The sequence below is a fragment of the Bradyrhizobium sp. NDS-1 genome, assembly GCF_032918005.1.
In the GTDB taxonomy this organism is placed as follows: Bacteria; Pseudomonadota; Alphaproteobacteria; order Rhizobiales; family Xanthobacteraceae; genus Bradyrhizobium; species Bradyrhizobium tunisiense.
Genome location: NZ_CP136628.1, coordinates 588,467 through 610,771, shown reverse-complemented (window position 1 = coordinate 610,771; position 22,305 = coordinate 588,467). Strand labels below are relative to the sequence as shown.

Genomic DNA, 22,305 nt, shown 5'->3' with positions numbered 1-22,305 from the left:
TTGGAATATCCGGGCACTATTGTCCTAATTTCTAAACGATTTGCTGCCTGGTTAGCACCCTCTGCTGGAAGGCAGACAAGCCAAACAGGCTATAATGCGGGCAATGATACGGAGTTCGCCATGCCGCTCGATCCGCTCGCAAAGCGCTTGTTGACCATGATGGCCGCGGCTGCGCCGCAGGCGAAAAACCGGCCGAGCGTAGAGGCGCGGCGGCAATCGCTGGCCAAGCTGATGCAGTTCGCGCGCACCGATGCGCCGGATGTGACGACGCGCGACGGCAAGCTGCCTGGCCGCGCCGGCGAACTGCCCTATCGGCTCTACACGCCTGCAAATGCCGACGAGCTTGCACCCGGCTTCGTGTTCTTTCATGGCGGCGGCCTCGTCGCTGGCAGCATCGCCACGCATGATCGCATCGCGGCCGCGCTGGCGCATGCCACCGGTTGCCGCCTCGTCTCGGTCGACTACCGGCTCGCGCCCGAGCACAGGTTTCCTGCCGCCGTCGACGATGCGATCGCTGCCACCGAATGGGTCGCGCGCGAGGCCGCGTCGCTCGGTATCCACGCAGACCGTCTGGTGGTCGGCGGCGATTCCGCCGGTGCAACGCTCGCTGCGATCGTGTGCCAGGAGGCGGCGCAGACCGCGGGCCTTGCCATCGCCGCGCAATGCCTGATCTGCCCGGTGCTGGACTTCGAGGAGACCTCGCCCTCACGCGAGGAATTCGCCGAAGGCCATCTGATCGATCGGGTCACGATCGAAGCCGATCTGTCCGACTATCTGCCCGACGACATCGACACGGCCGATCCCCGCGTTTCCCCCTTGCGCGCCACACGGCTCACAGGGCTGCCGACCGCGATCATCCACACCGCCGAGTACGACCCGATGCGCGACGAGGGCAATGCCTATGCCCGCAAGCTGCTCGCCGCAGGCGTCGCCGTCGAGCATGTCTGCCACGACGGCATGGTTCACAATTTCCACGCCATGGGCGCGATCCTGCCGCAGGCGCAACTCGTGCTGTCGCAGATCGGCGAGCAGGTGCGCCGAGCGGTGGAGAAGTAGCGCGAAATCATACGCGCGCGTCGAGCACGGCCCTGGCTGCCGTGACATAGTCAGGCCAATGCATGTCCGCATAACGCTCCGCCTGCCGGGCGCAAGTGACGTCGGGCGCATGCGCGGCGGCAATCATGCGCGCAAAGCGTTCTTCCGCGACCGTGGTGTCATCGCGCGCCGGCACGGGGGTGGCTGCCATTGCGGCCGGAGCGACGGCGAGCCCTGCCATTCCGGCGAGCAGGATGCGGCGTGACGTGGTCATGGCTGTCGTCCTCCATTGTCCCGGCCTGCTCCGGCCGGCGAGCGTGTCGGTGCAATCGCGACAGGGTAGCCGCGCCTGTCGATGCAGTCCATGGCTTGCCGATAGCGCTTGACCGCGGGAGCGATCACGTTCCATCTAGCACGCGATTTGCCCGCGCGCCGGATTGTCACGTGTCTCCTCACAGCCCATCGCATCGTCCGAGCTTGCGCGCCGTCGCGATGGGACTGGCCTGCCTGACGATTTCGGCCAGCGCCGCCTTCTCCGCGGAAGATGAGGAGGATGCACCGGCGAAACCAGCGATCCCGAACATTTACCTTGATCTGCGTACGAGCTATGCGTCGATTCCAGCGGGGACGCTCGGACTCGGTTTCGGCACCACGTCGCTATCGGCGGCGCTCCAAGCTCTCGCGGTGCGCAGAGGCGCAACGCTACCGAACGGCCTGCCGGCCGCGAAATCGATTGCCGTTGACCTGCCGCTGACCGTCGACGTCAACGACCGCGTCTCGCTTTATGGCGGCGTGTCGGGCTCGACGACCGACATTGGCGGTGGCTGGTCGACGTTCGACATCACCAGTTGGAACATCGGCGTGCAGGCCGACCTCTACCAGCAGAATGGCGGGACGATACCGACCATTACGCTGCAATCGACCTTGACCCAATCGGTGCCGAACGATCAGGGCATGACGAACTCGCTCAACAACATCCTGGAATTCGACTACGCGCTGGACGAAGACGAGACGCGGGGCTGGCTCGCCGGCATGCAACATACCTACACCACCATCGCCAGCCCGTTCGCCCACATCCGGCCGAACACCATCGTCTATGCTGGCGGCTATTACCAATGGCCGAGCAACTGGAAGTTTACCGGCCGCCTCGGCGTGCAGTCGTTCGGCGGCGCGCAGCTTGGCGGACGGACGCTGGCCGAGTCCTTCACGCAGCCCATCCTGCGGCTCGACCTCGACCGCATGGATGACAATGACAACCGGCTGTTCGGCATTACCGCGCAGATCGCCTGGACGCCGAAGCCGGCCTACCAGCTGACCTTGCGAACGCCGCTTTACGCCGTGCGCAATTGACTGCGATCATGGTGGATAGCTGGTAAAGCCAATCTGCCGCTTGTTCCGGCATCGCAGGGCGGTCGCACTGGGCCGGCCTTGACGATGAAGGATTTTCGCACGGCTTCGGACCCCCGTGGTGGCTTCTCCCGGCCAAGGACTGCCGGTTGGTCTTATGGCCGCCGGCTCATCCAGTTACCTCTCGGCAATATGCTTGCGACAGACTGGGCCGAGTCACGCGGGAGGCTGCGAATGTCCCATCTGGTTCCGGAACGGACGCTACTTGCTGGGAAGATCTTCTTCAATTTCGGCCAGTCGACGATCGATTGCGTCGTGCGTCGGCTGACCGAGGAGGCGGCGACGCTGGAGATGGAGAGCGGCCTCGGCGTGCCCGAGCGCTTCCAGCTCAGGCTCGCGGGGCGCGAGGTCCTGACCTGCCGGGTGGTCTGGCGATCGGACCGCCAGGTCGGCGTCGCCTTCGAACAGCCGGGCAGCATTGAGCGCCTCGGCGGCGAGGAGCGGGAGCGCTCGTCCGACGCGCTGATACGCGGGCAGATGCTCGCACTTCGCGCAGCGCTTGACTTCGTCCCGCTCGGCATCGTGCTGCTGGATGCAAAGCTCCGCGCAAAGTTGATCAACCGTGCCTTCCGGGAGATGTGGCTATTGCCGGACGAGGTCGCCAACAGCAATCCGTCATTCGTGACGCTGATGCATCACGGCCGCGATACACTTGCTTACGAGATTCCGCCGGCTGAACTTGAAGCTTACGTCGCAGAGCGGGTCCGTCACGTCCAGGCGGGTGACGCCTCGCCGCTCGATCTGCGCCGCACCAAGGGCGACGTCGTTCGGATGCAGTGCACCCCCCTGCCCGACGGCGGGCGAATGCTGACCTATACGCCAGTCACCGACATCGTGCGCTATTCCGACGAGCTGAAGTTGCTGCGCGACGCGCTGGAAAATGTCGAGGACGGCGTGCTGCTGCTCGATCGCGATCTCAACGCCAGCTTCATGAACCGACGGATGCGAAGGTTCTGGGAAGTGAGCGAACAGGAGGCGGAGAGCCGACCGACCTATGCATCACTGGTGAGCCGGGTCCATCGCGCCAGCGCGCCGGATCTTCCGGCAAATGAGCTGTCGAAATTTCCAGCCAGGCGGGTCGCAGAGGTCAGGGACGGCGACCATGTGCGCGATCTGCAAACGCCGGACGGACGACGCATCAGGGCTCATTGCACCACGATGTCGAATGGCGGCCGCATGTTGACTTATGTCGACATCACCGACCTCACGCAAAAGGCCGCGATGCTGGAGACGCTCGCGACCACCGACTCTCTTACCGGCCTCTACAACCGCCGCCACTTCCTCGAATCCCTCGATGCGGAATGGAGCCGGTTCCAGCGCTATTATCGCTCCGTCTCGGTGCTGATGCTCGACATCGACCACTTCAAGTCGGTCAACGACCGCTACGGCCATGCCGTGGGCGACGCTGCGATCAGGGCGGTTGCCGCCGCGTGCCTCGACGGCAAGCGCAAATCGGACCTCGTCGGCCGCCTCGGCGGTGAGGAGTTCGCGGTGCTGCTGCCCGAGACCAGCCTGTCGCGCGCTAGGACTGTCGCAGATCGCATCCGCAAGCGCGTGATGAGCGCGCAGATCGCAGCCGGCGAGATTCAGTTCGGGGTCACCGTAAGCATTGGCATCGCGGAGGCCGCCGTCAGCATGTCGGGCATCGACGCGCTGATGAGCGCGTCCGATCAGGCGCTCTATCAGGCCAAGGCCGAGGGCCGCAACCGCTGCATCGCCTTTGTGCCGCCGCCGCCGTTAAACAAGGCGGCGGAGTGAAGCCGCTGCTATTCGGGCACCGGCACATCGAACGTGTTGAGCGTGACCGAGACCATGCAATAGACGCCCACCAGATAGGACAGCTCGGCCGCGCCGTGCTCGCCGAACTCCTTCACCGCGGCGCGCCAGGTCAGTTCCGGCAGCACGCCGCCACTGACCAGTGCGGAGGCGACGTCGTAGGCGACGCCCTCCTGTCTGGTGAGATCCGCCGGCCGCTGTCCGGCGACGATGGTCGCGAGCTTGTCATCGGACAGGCCGCGCTGCTCGGCGACCAGCACATGGGCATAGAGCTCGTAGCCGGAGCGGAAATGCGAGCCGGTGACGAGAATCGCGACCTCGCGCACCGGGCCAGGCAGCAGCGGATTCGAAGCGATCGCCTTGACCAGCTCCCACACCGGCTTGCCGAATCGCGGCTCGCGGATCCAGGGATTCCAGGGTCCGAGCAGCGCGCCGTCGTCGCGCATGTTCACAAAGCCCTTGAAGTGGTCCTTGATGCCGGCTTGCATGTCGTCATAGAGCGGCTTCTGTTCGGCGGACAGGTCCTTGGGATCGAGAATGGGAAGGCGCACGGCGAAGATCTCCTCGTTGAGACGACGAGGCTTGCCCGCGTGCGGGCGCAACGCAAGTGAAGTTGCCGTGACATCGCACGGCGAGCGGGCGTTCCGACAAATTCGACTATTCGTCTCGGGGCTTCACACGCTCTGGGGATTTGCGACATCGTCGGCGGCGAGCGCGAGCGGCTCGCCCGTCGCAAGGAATGCCGACAGCGCCGCCTCGAACGGCGCCGGATCGAGCCCGCGCGCCTTCAACCATTCGGGCTCGTAATAGGTTTGCCGGTAGCGTTCGCCGGAATCGCAGATCAGCGTCACCAGCGACCCCACGACGTTGGCCTGACGCATCTCCGAGGCGAGCCGGCACAGCGCGAGGAAATTGGTGCCGGTGGAGCCGCCCACCGGGCGGCGCAGCCGGCGCGACAGCACGTTCATCGCCGCGATCGTGGCCCCGTCCGGAATCTTCATCATGCGGTCGACCACGCCGGGCACGAAGGACGGCTCGCAACGGGGACGGCCAACACCCTCGATCAGCGACGGACGATCGCAGACATGGGAGCGGTCCTGCGAGCGGAAGCAGTCGAAGAAGGCGGAATGCTCGACATCGGCGACGCACAGCCGTGTCGGATACTGCCGGTAGCGCAAATAGCGCCCGATCGTGGCCGAGGTGCCGCCGGTGCCGGCGCCCATCACGATCCAATCCGGCAGCGGGCGCGGCTCGCCCTGCAATTGCGTAAAGATCGACTCGGCGATGTTGTTGTTGCCGCGCCAGTCGGTCGCACGCTCGGCGAAGGTGAACTGGTCCATGTAATGACCGTTCAGACGAGCGGCGAGCGCGGCGGCCTCCGCATACAGCGCGCGGCCATCGTCGATCAGATGGCAATGGCCGCCATAATGCTCGATCGCGACGATCTTCTCCGCCGACGTCGTGCGCGGCATCACGGCGTAGAAGGGGACGCCGATCATCTCTGCGAAATAGGCCTCCGACACCGCAGTCGATCCCGACGAGGCCTCGACCACAGGTGTGCCTTCACGGATGTGACCGTTGCAGAGTGCGTAGAGAAACAGCGAGCGCGCGAGGCGATGCTTCAGGCTTCCGGTCGGATGGGTGGACTCGTCCTTCAGATAGATGTCGATGCCTGATAGCGCCGGCACGATGAGCCGGATCAGATGCGTATCGGCGGTGCGGCACTGGTCGGCCTCGATCGCGGCGACGGCCTCATCGACCCAGCCGCGGCGATAGGCCGGCCCGGCCGGATGGGAGTGGCGGAAGGGAGGCGGCTCCATCGGCATGACCTGACGATTCCTCGAAAACTGACGTCCCTCTAGCACGGGGCGCTTCGTGCACGCCGCTCAAAATTCCAGCGGCGCGTTGTCGACCACTTCCTTCATCACGAAGAAGGTGCGGGTCTGCCGTACGCCGGGCAGCGCGATGAGCTGCTCGCCGTGGATGCGGTTGAAATCCTCCATGTCGCCGACGCGGATCTTGAGGAAATAGTCGAAGTCGCCGGCGACGAGGTGGCAGTCGAGCACGAATTTCAGCCTGGCGATCGCCTGCTCGAAAATGGCGAAGCTCTCCGGCGTCGAGCGGTCGAGCACGACGCCGACCATCACCAGCGTGCCCTTGGCCACTTTCTTGGGGGCGATCATGGCGCGGACGGCGGCGATGAAGCCGTCCTCGAACAGGCGCTGGGTGCGGCGATGGCAGGTGGCGGGGCTGATCGCGACGGTTTCGGCCAGCTCGGCATTGCTCAGCCGTCCGTTATTTTGCAGCAATCTCAGGATCTTAAGGTCAGTGCGATCGAGACGAGATGCCATGAAAGAAACTTCCATAAAAGAGCGGACCTACGGAAGAAATCTTAGCGAATAGGGCCATTTTCGCAAGAACAAGCGCAATATGGGCGCAATATTCGAAAGCACATTTTTCCAAGGCGATGCTAGGCAACGACGGACATCAACGCCAATCGGGATGACCCATGAAGCTCGATAAATTTCCGCGATACAAGCTGACCTTCGGCCCGACGCCCATCGAGAAGCTGGAGCGGCTGTCAAAACATCTCGGCGGCCAGGTCGAGGTCTATGCCAAGCGCGAGGACTGCAATTCGGGCCTTGCCTATGGCGGCAACAAGCTGCGCAAGCTCGAATATATCATTCCCGACGCGATCGCCTCCAACGCCGACACGTTGGTCTCGATCGGCGGCGTGCAGTCGAACCACACCCGCATGATCGCCGCCGTCGCGGCCAAGATCGGCATGAAGTGTCGTCTGGTGCAGGAAGCCTGGGTGCCGCACGAGGACGCCGTCTATGACCGCGTCGGCAACATCATGCTCTCGCGCATCATGGGCGCCGACGTGCGCCTCGTCGACGACGGCTTCGACATCGGTATCCGCAAGAGCTGGGAGCAGGCGATCGAGGAAGTGAAGGCCGCGGGCGGCAAGCCTTACGCGATTCCTGCCGGAGCCTCCGTGCACAAATTTGGCGGTCTCGGCTATGTCGGCTTCGCCGAGGAGGTGCGCAAGCAGGAAGCCGAGCTCGGCTTCAAGTTCGACTACATCGTGGTCTGCACGGTCACTGGCTCGACCCATGCCGGCATGCTGGTGGGCTTCGCTGCCGACGGCCGCGCGCGCAAAGTGATCGGCATCGATGCCTCCTTCACGCCCGAACAGACCAAGGCCCAGGTGCTGGAGATCGCGCAAAACACCGCCAAGCTCGTCGAGCTCGGCAAGGAGCTCGTCGCTGACGACGTCGTGCTGATCGAGGATTACGCCTATCCCGCCTATGGCGTGCCGTCGGAGGAGACCAAGGAGGCCATCCGCCTCAGCGCACGTCTCGAAGGCATGATCACCGACCCCGTCTACGAGGGCAAGTCGATGCAGGGCCTGATCGATCTTGCGAAGAAGGGCTATTTCGAGAAGGGCGCGAAGATTCTGTACGCCCATCTCGGCGGCGCCCCCGCACTGAATGGATATGCGTATGCGTTCCGGAATGGGTGAGTGGAAGGCGTAGCTCTCGCCTGGCACACCGCTGTCGTCCCGGGCAAGCGTAAGCGCAGACCCGGGACCCATACGCCGCAGCAGTCGTTTTGCGAAGACTCGTGGTCGCCAGCCTGCCGTACCCACACCGGCCTGTGGTTATGGATCCCGGATCTGCGCGCGCTTTAGGCGCGCTTGTCCGGGATGACGTGTTGAGAGAATTGAGCGCACCAGCGCCCTACCGCGTCCTGACGATCTGTAGCAGTTCGTCGCCGTAATGCTCGAGCTTCTTGTCGCCGATGCCGGGGACGTTGCGGAGTTCGTCGAGAGTGGTTGGCCAAGCCCGGACGATGCCGTCGATGGTGGCATCATGCAGCACGACATAGGCCGGTACGCCGCGTTCGCGGGCGATGTCCGAGCGCCAGGACCGCAGCCGCGCGCGCAGCTCCGGATCGACATCGCCTTGCGGCGCGCTGGCCGCAGGCGCGAGATCACCGCGGCGCGATTTGCCGCGACTGGCGCGAATACGCGCGCCGGGCGCTTCCTCGCGCAGCCACACCTCGGTCTCCCCGCGCAGCACGCCGCGCGCGGTCTCGGTCAGCTTCAGCGCGCCGAAAGCCTCGCTGTCGCTGTGCAGATGTCCCATCGCCACCAACTGCCGGAGCACTGTGCGCCACTGCTTTTCATTGAGCTCGCGGCCGATGCCGAACACCGACAATTTGTCGTGGCCGAACTGCGTCACCTTCTCGGTCAGGCGTCCGACCAGCACGTCGATCAGATGCATCGCTCCAAACCGCTGTCCGGTGCGGTAGACGCAGGACAACAGCTTCTGCGCCAGCACCTTGCCGTCGCGCATTTTCGGCGGCGTCAGGCAGTTGTCGCAATTGCCGCAGGTCTCGCCCATCACGATCTCGCCGAAATAGGCGAGCAGCCGCCGGCGCCGGCAGTGCGGCGTTTCGGCAAGTCCGACCAGCGCATCGAGCTTGCCGATCGAGACCCGCTTGAATTCGTCGGAGGCGCTGGACTCGTCGATCATGCGCCGCTGCTGCACGATGTCGGAGAGCCCATAGGCCATCCAGGCCGCCGACGGCTTGCCGTCACGGCCGGCGCGGCCCGTCTCCTGGTAATAGGCCTCGATGCTCTTGGGCAGGTCGAGATGGGCGACGAAGCGCACGTCGGGCTTGTCGATGCCCATGCCGAACGCGACCGTCGCGACGATAACGATGCCGTCCTCGTTGAGAAAGCGGTCCTGGTTGCGCGAGCGCACCTGGCTGTCGAGCCCGGCGTGGTAGGGCAGCGCCGCAATGCCGGCGTCGTCAAGCGCGGCGGCGACCTCCTCGACCCGGTTGCGGGACAGGCAATAGACCACGCCGGCATCGCCCGCGTGACGCTCCCGGATGAATTCCTTCAGCTGCGATACGGCGTTGCGCTTGTCGACGATCTCGTAACGGATGTTGGGCCGGTCGAAGCTCGAGACGAATTGCGGCGCGTCCGTCAATTGAAGCCGCGCGACGATCTCCTTGCGCGTCAGATCGTCGGCGGTCGCGGTCAGCGCGATGCGCGGCACGTCGGGAAAGCGCTCGGCGATGATGGAGAGGCCGACATATTCGGGGCGAAAGTCATGGCCCCATTGCGAGACGCAATGCGCCTCGTCGATCGCGAACAGCGCCACCTTGGCCTGCGCCAGCAGCGACAGGCAGCGCGGCGTCACCAGACGCTCCGGCGCGACATAAAGCAGATCGAGATCGCCCGCGAGCAGGCGGCGTTCGATGTCGGAGGCTTCCTGGAACGACAGTGACGAATTCAGCGCGGCGGCATTGACGCCGGCTTCGATCAGGCCGGCGACCTGATCGCGCATCAACGCGATCAGCGGCGACACCACGATGCCGCAGCCTTCACGCAGCAAGGAAGGAAGTTGATAGCACAGCGACTTGCCGCCGCCGGTCGGCATCAGCACCAGGCAATTGCCACCGCCCGTGACGTGCCTGACGATCTCTCCCTGCGCGCCGCGAAAACCCGGCAGGCCGAAGATGGAATGCAGCACCGACAGCGCATCGCGGCCGTTGGTCGGCGCGGGCGGAGCGGTGGAAGGAACGGACATGGGCGGGACAGGATCGACCGTGGGATTCGTCACAAGGCCAGTCGCATGCTGGCGTCGGCGTGGCAAGAGTGTTTCGGGTGCAGGATATTATCTTCCCCTCGCCCCTTGTGGGCTCCTTGTCGGAGAGGGTGGCTCGCCGCGTGAGCGGCGAGACGGGTGAGGGATTCTATCCGCGAACGCAGATATGAGTTTGAGGAGACATACCCCTCATCCGGCGCTTCGCGCCACCTTCTCCCACAAGGGGAGAAAGGAAGAAGACACTACGCCCCGATTCGTCGCAAGGCTTCCGCGACAGTCACAATGGGCATGCCACGCCTCTGGGCCGCATCCAGCGCATGTCGCATCAGGCCGGGAGTGCAGCCATAGGGACTCGGCGCGTTCGTTATGTCGTGGCCATAGAAGATGAGCCATCCCCCGCTCGCGACCGCCTCATCGAAGTAGCGATCGACCCCCGCTTGATCGATCTCGCAATCGACCAGGGGCGACGCGCGCAGGAACTGGAGGTCGATGACGTCGCTGTTGACGCCGGGGAGAATACCACGCGCCGAACGGAAGGCCCTGGCGAGCTGCGGCTTGCGCCAGACCGAGGCGATCCCATAGGGATAGGCGAAGTTCTCCAGCTTGATCGAGGAATCGATTCCACGAAAATAAGCGCGGTTCCGCTCGATCTCGCGAGCCATCGCTGCTTCATCGAGACTGGCCGAGCTCTGGTGCGAGAAGGTGTGGCAGGCGATCTCGTGACCGGCGCGGTGAAGTCGCACGATGGCGTCGTTCGACAGCCCGTGCCAGTGGTCCGACGGACGATCGATCAGGCTGCCGGCGAGATAGAACGTCCCGCGGCCGCCATGCTTTTCCAGAAGCTCGGCGCCCTCGCCTGCCGCGCTGTCGGGGGCATCGTCGAAGGTGAAGCTCACCATCGGCGCATGGGCAGGCAGCCGGTGCGGCGCGGCGCGGAAATGCCGGGCCAACCGATTGCTCACGCGTCCCTGGAGTGCCGACCACACGACTGCGTTTCCGGTGATTCCGTTGTTGCCGTAATGAAACATTCGCGCGCCGGTCGAGGCAAGCCTAACGCTTGGGTAATCCTAACGCGGAACCAACATCCTTCGGCTGATGCGCAGGGACCGATGCATCGGCTTCCAGGCTGAGATACTGCAGCCAGTTGCGGAAGAGCACCGCCGCCGCGCTGCCGGCGCCGATATCGGCGCGCAAATTCAGCCCGGGCAACTCGTTGGCGAGCGCCGGATGGCGCTGGTGCACCGCTTTCTTCTCGAAACGGGACAGTTTCTCTTCCGTCGCTGCGTCAAAATAGCTCACGGGCAGGCGCGGATAATTCTCGCGTTCACGCGCGAGATAGCGGCCGATGTCGCGCAGATATTCGCGCTGGAGCGACAGCGCGTCGTATTCCGGATGCCCCTGGAAAAACACGAAGCGGCTGGCATATTGGCGAACGAATACGTCGACACCTGCAAGGGCCGAGCGTGTCAGCACCTGATAGCCGGCCTGCACCAGGTCGCTCTCCGCAATCTCGTTCAACCGCGAATGCGAGACCTTCAGTGGCGCCGGCGCGGCGCGCGTCAGGGAATCGTTCGTCATGGCGTCGCAATCGAAGATGCCGTGGCATTTGGCCCGCAGCCGTCGCCGTTCGATGCCGTCGAGGTGCAGCACTGCCGCATGCGCGGCAAGGCACGACCAGATCGTCGAGCGCGTGCTGGCCTTGGCCCAGTCGATGAGGTCGGTAAGATCGCGCCAGTACGGCTCCTGATCGAGCTCGGGCGCGACAGGCTCGGCGCCGGTCACGATCAGCCCGTCGAATTTCTGACGCTTGAGATCGGAAAGATCCGAATATTCGCTCTCGACATGCCACCTCGCTTCCGGCGAGCGCTTCACACTGGGAAGCGAGAAGCAGTGGAAGCGGATGCGGCACGGACCTGCTGCGGCCTGGAGCAGCTTCATGAACTGCCGCTCGGTCGCCTTCAGCGCCGGATCCGGCATGTTGTTGACGAGCCCGATCGTGAGTTCGGGACCATGTTCTCGCGCGAAATCGCGCTCGGTCGGCACCAGCGCCGGGCTCGAGATGACTTGATCCCTGTCGATCAAGATCGTCATGGGCGCTGCCGCCTACTCCGCGGCCTCGAGGCGCGCTGACCGACAGGCCTTGTCCAGCGCCTGATCAATATCCTCGATGATATCGGAGACATGCTCGATGCCGATCGAGAGCCGGATGGTCTCCGGCAGCACGCCGGCAGCGCGCTGCTGCTCCGCCGACATCTGCCGGTGGGTGGTCGAGGCCGGATGACAGGCCAGCGACTTAGCATCGCCGATATTGACGAGGCGCGTGATCAGCTTCAGCGCATCATAGAAGGACTTGCCGGCCTCCATCCCGCCCTTGATGCCGAAGGTGAACAGCGAGGAGGCGTTGCCGTCGAGATATTTCTGCACCAGCGGATAATAGGGACTGTCGGGAAAGCCGGTGTAATTGACCCAGGCGACCCGCGAATCCTTGCGCAGGAATTCGGCGACCTTGCGGGCGTTCTCGACATGGCGCTCCATGCGCAGCGCTACGGTCTCGATGCCCTGGAGCAGCAGGAAGGCGTTGAATGGCGACAGCACCGAGCCCATGGTGCGCTGATAGACGCTGCGCGCGCGCTCGATATAGGCGGTGCGGCCGAAACGCTCGGCATAGACGAGGCCGTGATAGGAAGCGTCGGGCTTGTTGTAGGCGGGGAAGCGGTCTGCGTATTTCGCCCACGGGAAATTTCCGGAGTCGACGATGGCGCCGCCGAGCGTGGTGCCGTGACCGCCCAGGAATTTGGTCAGCGAGTGCACGGCGATGTCGGCGCCGTAGTCGAACGGCTTGAGCAGAATCGGAGTTGCCACCGTGTTGTCGACGATCAGCGGCACGCCATGCGCATGCGCGACCTTGGCCAGCGCCTCGATGTCGCAGACATTGCCGGCGGGATTGCCGATGGTCTCTGCGAACACGGCGCGGGTGTTCTCGTCGATCAGCTTCTCGATCGCCTCGGGCTTGTCGCTCTCGGCGAAGCGGCCGGTGATGCCCTGGCGCGGCAGGATGTGGGAGAGCAGCGTGTGCGTGGTGCCGTAGAGCTGCGGCACGGACACGATGTTGCCGCCGTGGTCGGCGACGTTGACGAAGGCAAAATGCAGCGCCGCCTGGCCGGTCGCAACCGCGAGCGCGCCGACGCCGCCTTCGAGCTGGGCGATACGCTTCTCCAGCACCGCGCTGGTCGGATTGGCGATACGGCTGTAGCGGAAACCTTCAGCCTCGAGATTGAAGAGCGCCGCGCCGTGATCGGCGCTGTCGAAGGCGTAGGCAGCGGTCTGGTAAATCGGCACCGCGACCGCGTGCGTGGTCGCCTCGGGCTCGTAGCCGGCGTGAATAGCGATCGTCTCGTTGCGCATCGTGCCACCTCCGCGTGGAGCGGGCCGCACTTATTGGCCTGTATGAGGCATGTGCGTTGTCCGCCGTCCTCGTGTTAGAGGCGGGTGGTAAAGCGGACAATAATTCGCTTAGAGATCGAGGAAGTAACCCTAACGCTCGCTGGAAAATTGACCGGCATTCGGGTTAATGCGCATTAACAAATGCTGCGTCTTGCCGCAGCTCGCCGTGCCGTCTGCCTTCTCCCGACTTGGAGAAGGCAGATCGACGCCGCAATAGGGAAGGCACACCTAAGCCATCTGCTCCCACAGCCTGTGGGCGAGCACGCCGGCGCGCTTCTCGATCGCGGCCGCCGCATCGAGCGCGAGATCCTCGCGATAGCGCCCGGCGATGAGCTGCACGCCGATGGGCTTGCCGTCGTGGAGCGCCACCGGCACCACGGCGCCGGGCAGGCCCAGCACGTTGATTGCGGAGATGAAGCGGATCTCGCCCCAGAAGATCTCGCGCACGCGCTCGGGGCTGACGGTGTCATCGCGCGGGCCCGGCGTCGGCTTCACCGTGGTCGGCGCAAGCACGATCGGATAGTCCTCGAAGAACAACTGCCAGGCGCGGATATGCCCGTTACGCGCGGCGGTCGCCTGCATCCAGGCCTTGAGATCGAGCACGTTGGCCTTGGCCTTCATGCCGCCCCAGGCCTTGTGGAAGTCTTCCGAAGTCACCTTCAGCATGGAGGCTTCCTGCATCACCACGGTCTCGTTGGTGATGATGTCGCACCAGGTCTGCCAGACACCGTTGATGTCGGGTACCTCGACCTCGCTGACGCGGTAGCCGGACCGTTCGAGATGGTCGGCGGCCTGGCGCAGCGCCGCGGCGACCGACGGATCGACGTCCATGTCGTCGGGAATCTTGGCCAGGGCCACCTTGATCGGCCCCTTCGGTCTCGCGCCGACCAGCGGCGCCGGCACCCACCAGGGATCGCGCGGATCGCGCTGGCTCATCACCTCCAGCGCAAGACGGACGTCGCCGACGTGGCGGGCGAGCGGCCCCTGTGCCGACATCAGATGCGCCAGCATCGGCCGCTCGGAGGTTGCGCTCTCGTTGAACGCGGGAATGCGCCCTTGCGTCGGCTTGATGGTGGCAACACCGTTGCAATGCGCCGGCCAGCGCAGCGAGCCGCCGATGTCGTTGCCATGGGCGATGGTGCCGATGCCGGCGGCGACCGCCGAACCCGCGCCGCCCGAGGAGCCGCCGCAGGTGATGTTTGGATCCCACGGATTGAGCGTCAGCCCGTGCAGGGGATTGTCGGTGAAGCCGCGGAAGGAGAATTCCGGCGTGTTGGTGAGCCCGATGACGATCGCGCCGGCCTTCTTCAGGTTGCGGACAACAGGCGCGTCCGACGGCGCGACGAGGTCCTTGTTGGCGGGAACGCCGTTGAAGTTCGGTCGGCCCTCGTAATCGACGTTTTCCTTGATCGTTATGGGCACCCCATGCAGAAGGCCGAGCGCACCGCCCTTGGCGCGCTGCTTGTCGGCTGCATGGGCCGCTTTCAGCGCTTCCTCGCCGAGATCGACGACGACCGCATTCAGCTTCGGATTGACGGCGCGCATCCGTTCGAGATGCGCCTCGACCGTCTCGACTGCGGAGATGGCGCCGGACCGGATCGCGGCCGCGGTCTCCACTGCCGACCATTGCCAGGCCGATCCCTTGGGACGGCGTGGTGCGGTGGACTTCCCTCGTGCCGCCTTGCCGGTCGGCTTCGCGACCGCGCTCTTGCGGCCGGAGCTCGCCTTGCTCGGAGTCTTCGCCGCTTTCTTCAAGACACTTTTCTTTTTGGTCGCCGTCTTCTTCGCCACGCCAGCATCTCCTTGAATTGCGCGGCGGAGGTTACGGACCGCATTCGGTCCTGTACAGGTGCGTTTCTGCATGGCGAGTTGGCGTCAGGATCGATGCGACCACTCGTCAGCGAGCCTCACGCCTTCGCTCTACTCCGCAGGACACGCTGCGACGGCGACCGGCGCGCGGTCGAGCCGGAGGCTCCACAGTGCGAGCACGAGGCCGATCGTCGTAATGCCGGCCGCGACCAGCGGCAGCGCGGAGAGGCCGAGTCCGCGATCGATGGCGACGCCGCCGGCCCAGGCGCCGAGCGCGTTGCCGAGATTGAACGCGGCGATGTTGAGGCTGGAGGCGAGCGTGCGCCCGTTGGCGCCGGCCGCCTCCAGCACGCGAAGCTGGAGCGGGGCGACGGTAGCAAAGGCGGCGACGCCGAGCAGCAGGATCAGCACGATCGCCGCAAACTTGACCGACAGCACCGCGGCGAGCCCGAGAAGCGCGATGGCGAGCGCGGCGAGCGTCCCGACCAGTGCACCGGCGAGGCCGCGGTCCGCAAGCTTGCCGCCGGCGACGTTGCCGATTGCGAGTCCGACGCCGAACACCAGCAGGATCGGCGAGACCGCTTCTTCCGAGAATCCGGTGAAGCGCGTCAGGATGGGCTGAATGTAGGTGAAGACGACGAAAAGGCCGGCGAAGCCGAACACGGTCATGGCAAGGCCAAGCAGCACCTGCGGACGGCTGAGCACGGCGACTTCCTCGGCAAGAGAGACCGGCTTGTCGCCGTTGCCGACATGGTCGGGAACGAGCGCGGCGACCACCGCAAAGGCGATCACGCCGATGACCGTCACGGCCCAGAACGCCGCGCGCCAGCCGAGCAGCAGGCCGAACCAGGCGCCGAAGGGCACGCCCAGCAGCGTCGCGACCGTGAGGCCGATGAACATGGTGGATATCGCCGAGGCCCGCTTGTCCTCGGGGACGAGGCTGGTCGCGACCACCGACCCGACGCCGAAGAAGGTCCCGTGGGCAAGCGAGGTCAGCACCCGCGCGGCCATCAGCAATTCGTAGTTCGGCGCCAGCGCGCAGGCGGCATTGCCCAATGTGAAGATCGCCATCAGCGCGAGCAGCACGGTTTTCCGCGGCATCCGCCGTGTGGCGAGCGTCAGGACGGGCGCACCGACGAATACGCCGAGAGCATAGCCGGAGATGAGCAGCCCGGCGACCGGCACGGAAACGTGCATGTCGGCGGCGACCTGGAGCAGGAGGCCCATGATGATGAATTCCGTGGTGCCGATGCCAAAGGCACCGGCGGTGAGCGCGAGAACGGCGGGAGGCATGCGTGGCTCCGATGGTTGAGACGAGCCACGCAGATAGCCGAGCCAAGGCAAAACCATTAGAACGTCTGCAATCCAATCATTTGTGACGTGAATTCAACATGGCCCGCTTCGACACCAACCGCTCCGCCGAAATGGAGGTCTTCGTCCGCGTCGTCGATCTCGGCGGTTTCACCTCGGCCGCGCGAAAACTCCGCCTGACGCCATCGGGCGTGAGCAAGCTGATCTCGCGGCTGGAAGCCCGGCTCGGGTCACGGCTCGTCAACCGCACCACGCGCAAGCTGACACTGACGGAGGAAGGCCAGGCGTTCTATCAGCGCGCCGCGCGCATCCTCGCCGAGATGGACGAGGCCGAGCGCGAAGCGGCTTCGGGCGCGGCGCCGCGCGGCCGCCTCACCGTCAACAGCAACATCCCCTTCGGCATGCTGCATGTGATGCCGCTGATCCCGCGCTTCCTGGAGCAGCATCCCGACGTCACGCTCGATCTCGTGCTGACCGACACGTTGATCGACCTGATGCAGGAGCGCGCCGACGTCGCCATCCGCGTCGGCCCGCTACGCGCCTCGCGCCTCGTTGCGCGAAAGCTCGGCACCAGCCGCATGGTCGTGGTCGGCACGCCAAGCTATCTCAGCCGCTGCGGCACACCGAAGATTCCGGCCGATCTCGCCGATCACCGCGGCATCGGCTGGACCTTTCCGCGCGCGATCCGCGGCTGGCCATTCAAGCGCGGCGACCACGCCGAGGAGGCCGTGCCGCCGCCCGTTGCGCGCGCCAGCGACGGCGAAGCCGCCCGCCGCCTTTGCCTCGGCGGCGTCGGTCTCGCCCGCCTCGCCCTCTTTCACATCGGCCCCGACATCGAATCCGGCCGCCTCGTTCCGGTGCTGCAAAACTACAATCCAGGCGATCGCGAAGACATCCACGCCGTCTACGTCGGCCACACCGCCCCGCTTCCGGCCCGCGTGCGCGCGTTCATCGATTTTCTCGCCGCGCACGTGCGGGTGAGCGATCCCGCGCTGAAGCGCACGGCGGATGGGTCATGGAAATTGGTCGGATGAGGCTGGGTGGGGAAGAGAGTGGCAGTCCCCCTGGAAGACGGAGCATTTCGACTCTGTCGGACAAAACCCGCTATTTGAGCGACGGCCGGAATTGAATTTCCGTCTCTGATAAGAGCCCGCTCCGCCAAGTCGCTTGCCGAGGTCTCCTTGCCATCACTGGTCTGTTTGTCCGGCGCGAGCCCAAATAGTGCTCTTGAACTAACCACTTAGTACCCAGGAACCAATTTTCCGACCCCGCGTTGTTTCAGCAAATCCAGGCATATCGATCATCCACCGAAAGCGGGGGGACAGTAATGGACCAGGCTGCGAGCGATGTTGCGCGCGAAAGTGACCCGCGGGAGCAGATCGCGTCGGCTCTTGGCAGCGGCGTGATCTTTGTCGATTCCGATGGACACATCGTCTGGATCGATCAAGGCATGCGTCGCCGTCTGAACGGCGGCATGGAGGATCTTGTGCTGCCTGTTCAAAAGGCGGGCACGTCGGCAATCGATTGTTTCGTTTCCGCCATGCCGTTGAAGCTGGACGGCAAGGAAGCAATGGTGTGCGTGATCCAGGAAAACAGGGCCCCGGACCGAGATCTGATTTCGGCCATTGAATCGGTGCTGGTCGATACATCGTCCTTTGCTCGCAGCGTCATGGACAGGCTGAAGGGCCTGCGTCAAGCAACGAAGCCGGAGGCCACCGATCCGGCTGAAGCATCTCTGGACGTTGATTTGCTCACTCACCGCGAGCGAGAGGTTCTAGGACTTATATGTGAGGGCCACAGCGACTTGGAGATGAGCAAAAAGCTCAACCTCTCGGAGAACACCGTGCGCAATCACATCGCCTCGCTCTATCGAAAAATCGGCGTTAACCGCCGCAGCGCAGCGATCATCTGGGCACGCGAGCGAGCCATTACGAGCCAGGCGAATCTAAGCCTCAAGCAGCGGACGCGGCGCTCCGCCGATTCTCTCGAGAGATGATTTCCTACTAAGCGATTAGTATTTCTCGCCCTCTTGCGCGGGAACTGCTCGCGTTGTTTCCTGCGCTCAATTCATGGCTCATTCGGCTGAGGCTTCCGTAGCATCGGGCGCTGCTGCGCTCCGGCACCGGCGGGGGTCGTCCAACGATCACAAGGCACCGCTGTGGCCGAATTCGTGCTCCGTCTCTACATCGCCGGAAATTCGGCCAGCTCTCGCCGGGCAGAGCAAAACCTTCACCGCATGCTGGCTATCATCAAGGACGAAGGCTGGGACGTCGAGATCATCGACGTGCTGACCAAGCCAGAACTCGCCGAGAAGGCGGGCGTCATCGCCACGCCGACGCTGTCCTACGAACATTCCGTTCGTCCGCGACGCATCGTCGGCGACCTCAGCGATACGAGGCGGGTTCTTGAATTTCTGGGAATCGAGATAAGGGGAGACCTGCATGACCGCACAGGATAGCGATGTTCCGGATGTGTTGGAGCGGGTCAAAACCGGCGTGGAGGCCTTCGACGACCTCGTCATGGGCGGGCTTCCGCGGGCCCGGACAACCGTTGTCGGCGGCACGCCCGGAAGCGGAAAGACGGTTTTCGCTACGCAGTTTCTAGCTCACGGCATCACGACCTTCGGCGAAAATGGCGTGCTGGTGACCTTCGAGGAGCCACCTGCCGATATCGAAGCCAATATGCGCGGTTTCGGGTGGGAGCTTGCGCAGTGGCGCAAGGAAGGCCGTTTGGCCTTCGTAGACGCAAGCCCACCGGCCAACGACGAACTCGTCATCGGGGACTTCGACCTCACCGGCCTGCTGTCGCGCATCCAGCACGCGGTTCGCGGGGTCCGGGGCAAACGCGTTGTCCTGGACTCGCTGACGCAACTATTCGACCACTTCATCGGCGACCCCAAGATCCTGCGCCGCGAGCTGTTCCACATCAGTAGCGCGCTGAAAAAGTCGGGCCTTACCGTGCTGATGACGGCGGAACGCAACAGCGAGTACGGAGAGATCACGCGCCATCGGCTGGAGGAGTTCGTTGCCGACAACGTCGTGATCTTGCGCAACGTGCTTTATCGGGAGAAGCGGCGACGAACGATCGAAGTCCTCAAAATGCGCGGTAGCCATCACGCCGAAGGCGAGGCACCGTTCACGCTGCTGGCAAATCGGGGCGTGGTTGCCGTTCCCCTGTCGTCGCTTCGGCTCGAACAGGAATCGAGCACGGTGCGTGTGACCAGCGGAAATTCCGCCATTGATGAAATGTGCGGTGGCGGATTCTTTCGCGACAGCGTCACGCTCGTGAGCGGCGCCACCGGCACGGGCAAGACCCTCCTGGTCACCAACTTTCTCGCGGGCGGGGTGGCGGCGGGCGAAAAGGCGATTCTCTTCGGCTACGAGGAAAGCAAGGGCCAATTGTTCCGCAACGCGAGCGGCTGGGGCACGGATTTCGCGCGGATGGAAGCCGAGGGCAAGCTCAAGATCATCTGTCTCTATCCGGAAGCTCAGGGCTTGCCGGATCACCTGCTCACGATTCAGAGCCTAGTCGACGAATTTAAGCCCAACCGGATCGCCGTGGATAGCCTTTCCGCGCTGGAGCGCATCGCGCCGAATAATGGTTTCCGCGAATTCCTGATCAGCCTGACCTCGTTCATCAAGAAGCGCGAAATAGCCGGGCTCTGCACCGCAACCAGCAAATCTCTCATTGGCGGTGAGAGCGTCAGCGAGCAGCATATCTCCACTTTGACCGACTCGATCATCCTGCTGCGATACATCCAGGAGCAGGAAACCATGCACCGGGGTCTCATGGTGCTCAAGATGCGTGGCAGCGAGCACGCCAAGGAGATCCGGCGGTTTGCCATCGATGGTTCCGGCATGCACCTCGGCGAGGCGTTCAAGGCTGCGCCGAATGTATTCAGGGATTGAAACGCGTTCGCGAACGGTCCCGGCTGACATAAACGACATCGAGGCATGCACGATGAAGTTGACCGGTGCGGCCAGCAGTTCTGGCATCGATCAGACCGAGATGAGGTTTCTCATCGAGAAGAATGCCGATGGCATTATCGTGGTCGACGAGAGCGGCATGGTCTTGTTCGCCAACCCGGCCGCCGAAGGGATCTTTGGCCGATCGTCGGGGTCTCTGATCGGCTCGCCAATCGGAATACCCTTCGTCACCGGCGATACGACGGAAATCACCATTCACAAGCCGGGAGACGGACAGATCGACGCCGAGATCCGCGTCGTGGAGACCAGCTGGGATCAGCGGCCCGCCCGTCTCGTCAGTCTTCGCGATATTTCGGCGCGCAGGGCTCTGGAGGAGCGACTGCGGCATTCGGCGAAGATGGAGGCGATCGGCCGGCTGACGGCAGGCATCGCGCATGATTTCAACAACCTTCTCACCGTGGTTCTGGGCAATCTCGAGAGCGTGCAGCGGCGCTTCGCCGATCTCGATCCTGTCGTGGTGCGTGCTCTCGGAAATGCGACGCGGGGCGCTCAACAGGCCGCGGTTCTCACCGAGCGGTTGCTGGCATTCGCGCGACGCAAGCCGCTGGAGCCCCGGCTCCTGGACCTCGACGCCGTCATCAGCAGAATGACGGATCTGCTCCAGCGCACGCTCGGGGAAAGGATCATCGTTCGCGCCAGGATCGGAGCAGGTCTCTGGCCGGTGGAAGCTGACCCGACCGAACTGGAGGCGGCGATCCTGAACCTTGCGGTCAACGCGCGAGACGCCATGCCCTCGGGCGGCGAGCTCATCATCGAGACGGCGAATATCGAGCTCGGCGTCGATCCCGAGGCAGCGGAGAGCGAGACCAAGGCAGGGCCTCACGTGCTGATCTCGATCGCCGATTCCGGCAGCGGCATGCCACCCGAGGTGCTCCGACACGTCTTCGAACCGTTCTTCACGACCAAGACCGATGGACGTGGGACCGGCCTGGGGCTGAGCCAGGTCTACGGCTTCGCCCGGCAGAGCGGCGGTTACGTGGAAGTCTTCAGCCAGCCGGATGTCGGAACGACGGTCGGGATCTATCTGCCGAAGGCGGCCAGACGTCCCGACGCGGCCGAACCCCGGACCGTTCAGCCGCAAGAAACGGCGCCCGTTCCGGCAGCGAGAGCCGTCGAGACGATCCTCGTCGTAGAAGACGACAAGGGTGTTCGCCAGTACGCGGTTGGCAGCTTGCGAGAGCTCGGCTATGCCGTATTCGAAGCCGCTGACGCCAGAGCCGCGCTCGAGGTCCTTCAACGCCAGCCGAACGTCGATTTGCTCTTTACCGATCTTGGCCTGCCGGGCGGCATCGATGGAAAAGGTTTGGCGGAGCAAGCGCGACTGATGCGTCCGTCGCTTCGGGTATTGATCACGTCCGCTTACGCCGATAACTCCCTGATTCACGAAGGCCGGCTTGCTCCGGACATCGACCTTCTCATCAAGCCCTTTTCCTTTGTCGCGCTCGCGACACGCGTGCGCAAGGCGCTGGATTCGGGGCCAATCGGCGCCCCGGTCGGGGCCCGGATTCTCTTGGTCGAGGACGAGTTCCTGCTGCAGATCTTTCTGGTCGAAGGGCTCGCCGAGCACGGTTTGCAGACAGAAACCGCCGCCAGTTTCAGGGAAGCTCTTGCCAAGTTTCAGGGCAGCGGCACGCAATTTGCGGCAGCTATCGTCGATCTCGGCTTGCCTGACCGTCCCGGGCACGAATTGATCCGGGAGATCAGAGCTTCACGTCCCGACCTGCCGGTCATTTTGACCACCGGCTATGCCAAGGACGACATCCGCGCGCGCTTCGCGGACGACGCCCGTCTGGAGATCCTGACCAAGCCGTTCAATGCGAGCGACATCGTGAACGCGCTTCAGAGATTCGGGATCCGCTTGGAGCAAGCCCCTCGTCCCGAAGCCTGATGACGGTTGTATTCCAATCATCATG

Annotated in this window: 19 protein-coding genes and 1 tRNA gene; 9 read left to right on the top strand and 11 right to left on the bottom strand. The window is 64.2% G+C overall.

The window, feature by feature from the left end; genetic code table 11:
- Positions 1 to 120: 120 nt before the first annotated feature.
- A complete protein-coding gene (locus RX330_RS02835) occupies positions 121 to 1,056 on the top strand; it encodes an alpha/beta hydrolase (protein ID WP_212079500.1) in 936 nt (311 codons plus the stop codon).
- A 7-nt stretch (positions 1,057 to 1,063) separates the two neighbouring features.
- Here RX330_RS02835 and RX330_RS02830 read toward each other — a convergent pair whose 3' ends face one another.
- Positions 1,064 to 1,309, bottom strand: coding sequence for a hypothetical protein (locus RX330_RS02830; RefSeq protein ID WP_212079499.1), 246 nt, complete (start codon positions 1,307 to 1,309; stop codon positions 1,064 to 1,066).
- Between the two features lie 203 nt (positions 1,310 to 1,512).
- Here RX330_RS02830 and RX330_RS02825 point away from each other — a divergent pair, with 203 nt between their 5' ends.
- On the top strand, positions 1,513 to 2,385 hold the full coding sequence (locus RX330_RS02825; RefSeq protein ID WP_317244048.1) for a hypothetical protein: 873 nt from the start codon (positions 1,513 to 1,515) through the stop codon (positions 2,383 to 2,385).
- A 231-nt stretch (positions 2,386 to 2,616) separates the two neighbouring features.
- A complete protein-coding gene (locus RX330_RS02820; protein ID WP_317242007.1) occupies positions 2,617 to 4,200 on the top strand; it encodes a diguanylate cyclase in 1,584 nt (527 codons plus the stop codon).
- Between the two features lie 8 nt (positions 4,201 to 4,208).
- Here RX330_RS02820 and RX330_RS02815 read toward each other — a convergent pair whose 3' ends face one another.
- The 4 genes from RX330_RS02815 to RX330_RS02800 all read right to left on the bottom strand — a co-directional run bounded on the left by RX330_RS02815 (position 4,209) and on the right by RX330_RS02800 (position 6,569).
- Positions 4,209 to 4,544: a carboxymuconolactone decarboxylase family protein gene (locus RX330_RS02815; protein WP_212079497.1), complete on the bottom strand. Its 336-nt coding sequence runs from the start codon at positions 4,542 to 4,544 to the stop codon at positions 4,209 to 4,211.
- Positions 4,514 to 4,599: transfer RNA gene (locus RX330_RS02810), tRNA-OTHER, on the bottom strand. Before RX330_RS02810 ends, RX330_RS02815 begins: the two co-directional genes overlap by 31 nt.
- A 293-nt stretch (positions 4,600 to 4,892) precedes the next feature.
- Positions 4,893 to 6,038, bottom strand: coding sequence for a PLP-dependent cysteine synthase family protein (locus RX330_RS02805; RefSeq protein ID WP_317244047.1), 1,146 nt, complete (start codon positions 6,036 to 6,038; stop codon positions 4,893 to 4,895).
- Between the two features lie 66 nt (positions 6,039 to 6,104).
- Complete coding sequence (locus tag RX330_RS02800; protein WP_212079496.1) at positions 6,105 to 6,569, bottom strand: Lrp/AsnC family transcriptional regulator; 465 nt, start codon at positions 6,567 to 6,569, stop codon at positions 6,105 to 6,107.
- Between the two features lie 158 nt (positions 6,570 to 6,727).
- On the opposite strand from RX330_RS02800, the gene RX330_RS02795 reads away from it, so the two are divergent.
- Positions 6,728 to 7,744: a 1-aminocyclopropane-1-carboxylate deaminase gene (locus RX330_RS02795; protein WP_212079495.1), complete on the top strand. Its 1,017-nt coding sequence runs from the start codon at positions 6,728 to 6,730 to the stop codon at positions 7,742 to 7,744.
- A gap of 217 nt (positions 7,745 to 7,961) precedes the next feature.
- Here the strand turns inward: RX330_RS02795 and recQ are convergent, their stop codons facing one another.
- The 6 genes from recQ to RX330_RS02765 form a co-directional block, all read right to left on the bottom strand.
- Complete coding sequence (recQ, locus tag RX330_RS02790) at positions 7,962 to 9,824, bottom strand: DNA helicase RecQ (RefSeq protein ID WP_317242006.1); 1,863 nt, start codon at positions 9,822 to 9,824, stop codon at positions 7,962 to 7,964.
- Between the two features lie 260 nt (positions 9,825 to 10,084).
- On the bottom strand, positions 10,085 to 10,828 hold the full coding sequence (locus RX330_RS02785) for a polysaccharide deacetylase family protein (protein WP_317242005.1): 744 nt from the start codon (positions 10,826 to 10,828) through the stop codon (positions 10,085 to 10,087).
- 64 nt (positions 10,829 to 10,892) lie between these two features.
- Positions 10,893 to 11,933: a homoserine O-succinyltransferase MetA gene (locus RX330_RS02780; protein WP_317242004.1), complete on the bottom strand. Its 1,041-nt coding sequence runs from the start codon at positions 11,931 to 11,933 to the stop codon at positions 10,893 to 10,895.
- Between the two features lie 12 nt (positions 11,934 to 11,945).
- Positions 11,946 to 13,247, bottom strand: a complete 1,302-nt coding sequence (locus tag RX330_RS02775; RefSeq protein WP_317242003.1) for an O-acetylhomoserine aminocarboxypropyltransferase/cysteine synthase family protein — start codon at positions 13,245 to 13,247, stop codon at positions 11,946 to 11,948.
- A 267-nt stretch (positions 13,248 to 13,514) separates the two neighbouring features.
- Positions 13,515 to 15,077: an amidase family protein gene (locus tag RX330_RS02770; protein ID WP_317242002.1), complete on the bottom strand. Its 1,563-nt coding sequence runs from the start codon at positions 15,075 to 15,077 to the stop codon at positions 13,515 to 13,517.
- A gap of 129 nt (positions 15,078 to 15,206) precedes the next feature.
- Positions 15,207 to 16,388: an MFS transporter gene (locus tag RX330_RS02765; protein WP_317242001.1), complete on the bottom strand. Its 1,182-nt coding sequence runs from the start codon at positions 16,386 to 16,388 to the stop codon at positions 15,207 to 15,209.
- A gap of 98 nt (positions 16,389 to 16,486) precedes the next feature.
- Between RX330_RS02765 and RX330_RS02760 the strand changes: the two genes are divergently transcribed.
- The 5 genes from RX330_RS02760 to RX330_RS02740 all read left to right on the top strand — a co-directional run bounded on the left by RX330_RS02760 (position 16,487) and on the right by RX330_RS02740 (position 22,280).
- A complete protein-coding gene (locus tag RX330_RS02760) occupies positions 16,487 to 17,440 on the top strand; it encodes a LysR family transcriptional regulator (protein WP_317242000.1) in 954 nt (317 codons plus the stop codon).
- Positions 17,441 to 17,733: 293 nt separating this feature from the next.
- Positions 17,734 to 18,402 carry a helix-turn-helix domain-containing protein gene (locus RX330_RS02755; RefSeq protein WP_212079487.1) on the top strand — a complete coding sequence of 223 codons (669 nt, stop codon included), beginning with the start codon at positions 17,734 to 17,736 and terminating at the stop codon, positions 18,400 to 18,402.
- Positions 18,403 to 18,564: 162 nt separating this feature from the next.
- Positions 18,565 to 18,864: a circadian clock KaiB family protein gene (locus RX330_RS02750; RefSeq protein WP_317241999.1), complete on the top strand. Its 300-nt coding sequence runs from the start codon at positions 18,565 to 18,567 to the stop codon at positions 18,862 to 18,864.
- Entirely contained in the window at positions 18,848 to 20,314 is a 1,467-nt protein-coding gene (gene kaiC, locus RX330_RS02745) for a circadian clock protein KaiC (protein ID WP_317241998.1), read from the top strand. The genes RX330_RS02750 and kaiC overlap by 17 nt, the downstream gene beginning before the upstream one ends.
- On the top strand, positions 20,211 to 22,280 hold the full coding sequence (locus RX330_RS02740; protein ID WP_317241996.1) for a response regulator: 2,070 nt from the start codon (positions 20,211 to 20,213) through the stop codon (positions 22,278 to 22,280). Before kaiC ends, RX330_RS02740 begins: the two co-directional genes overlap by 104 nt.
- Positions 22,281 to 22,305 lie beyond the last annotated feature (25 nt).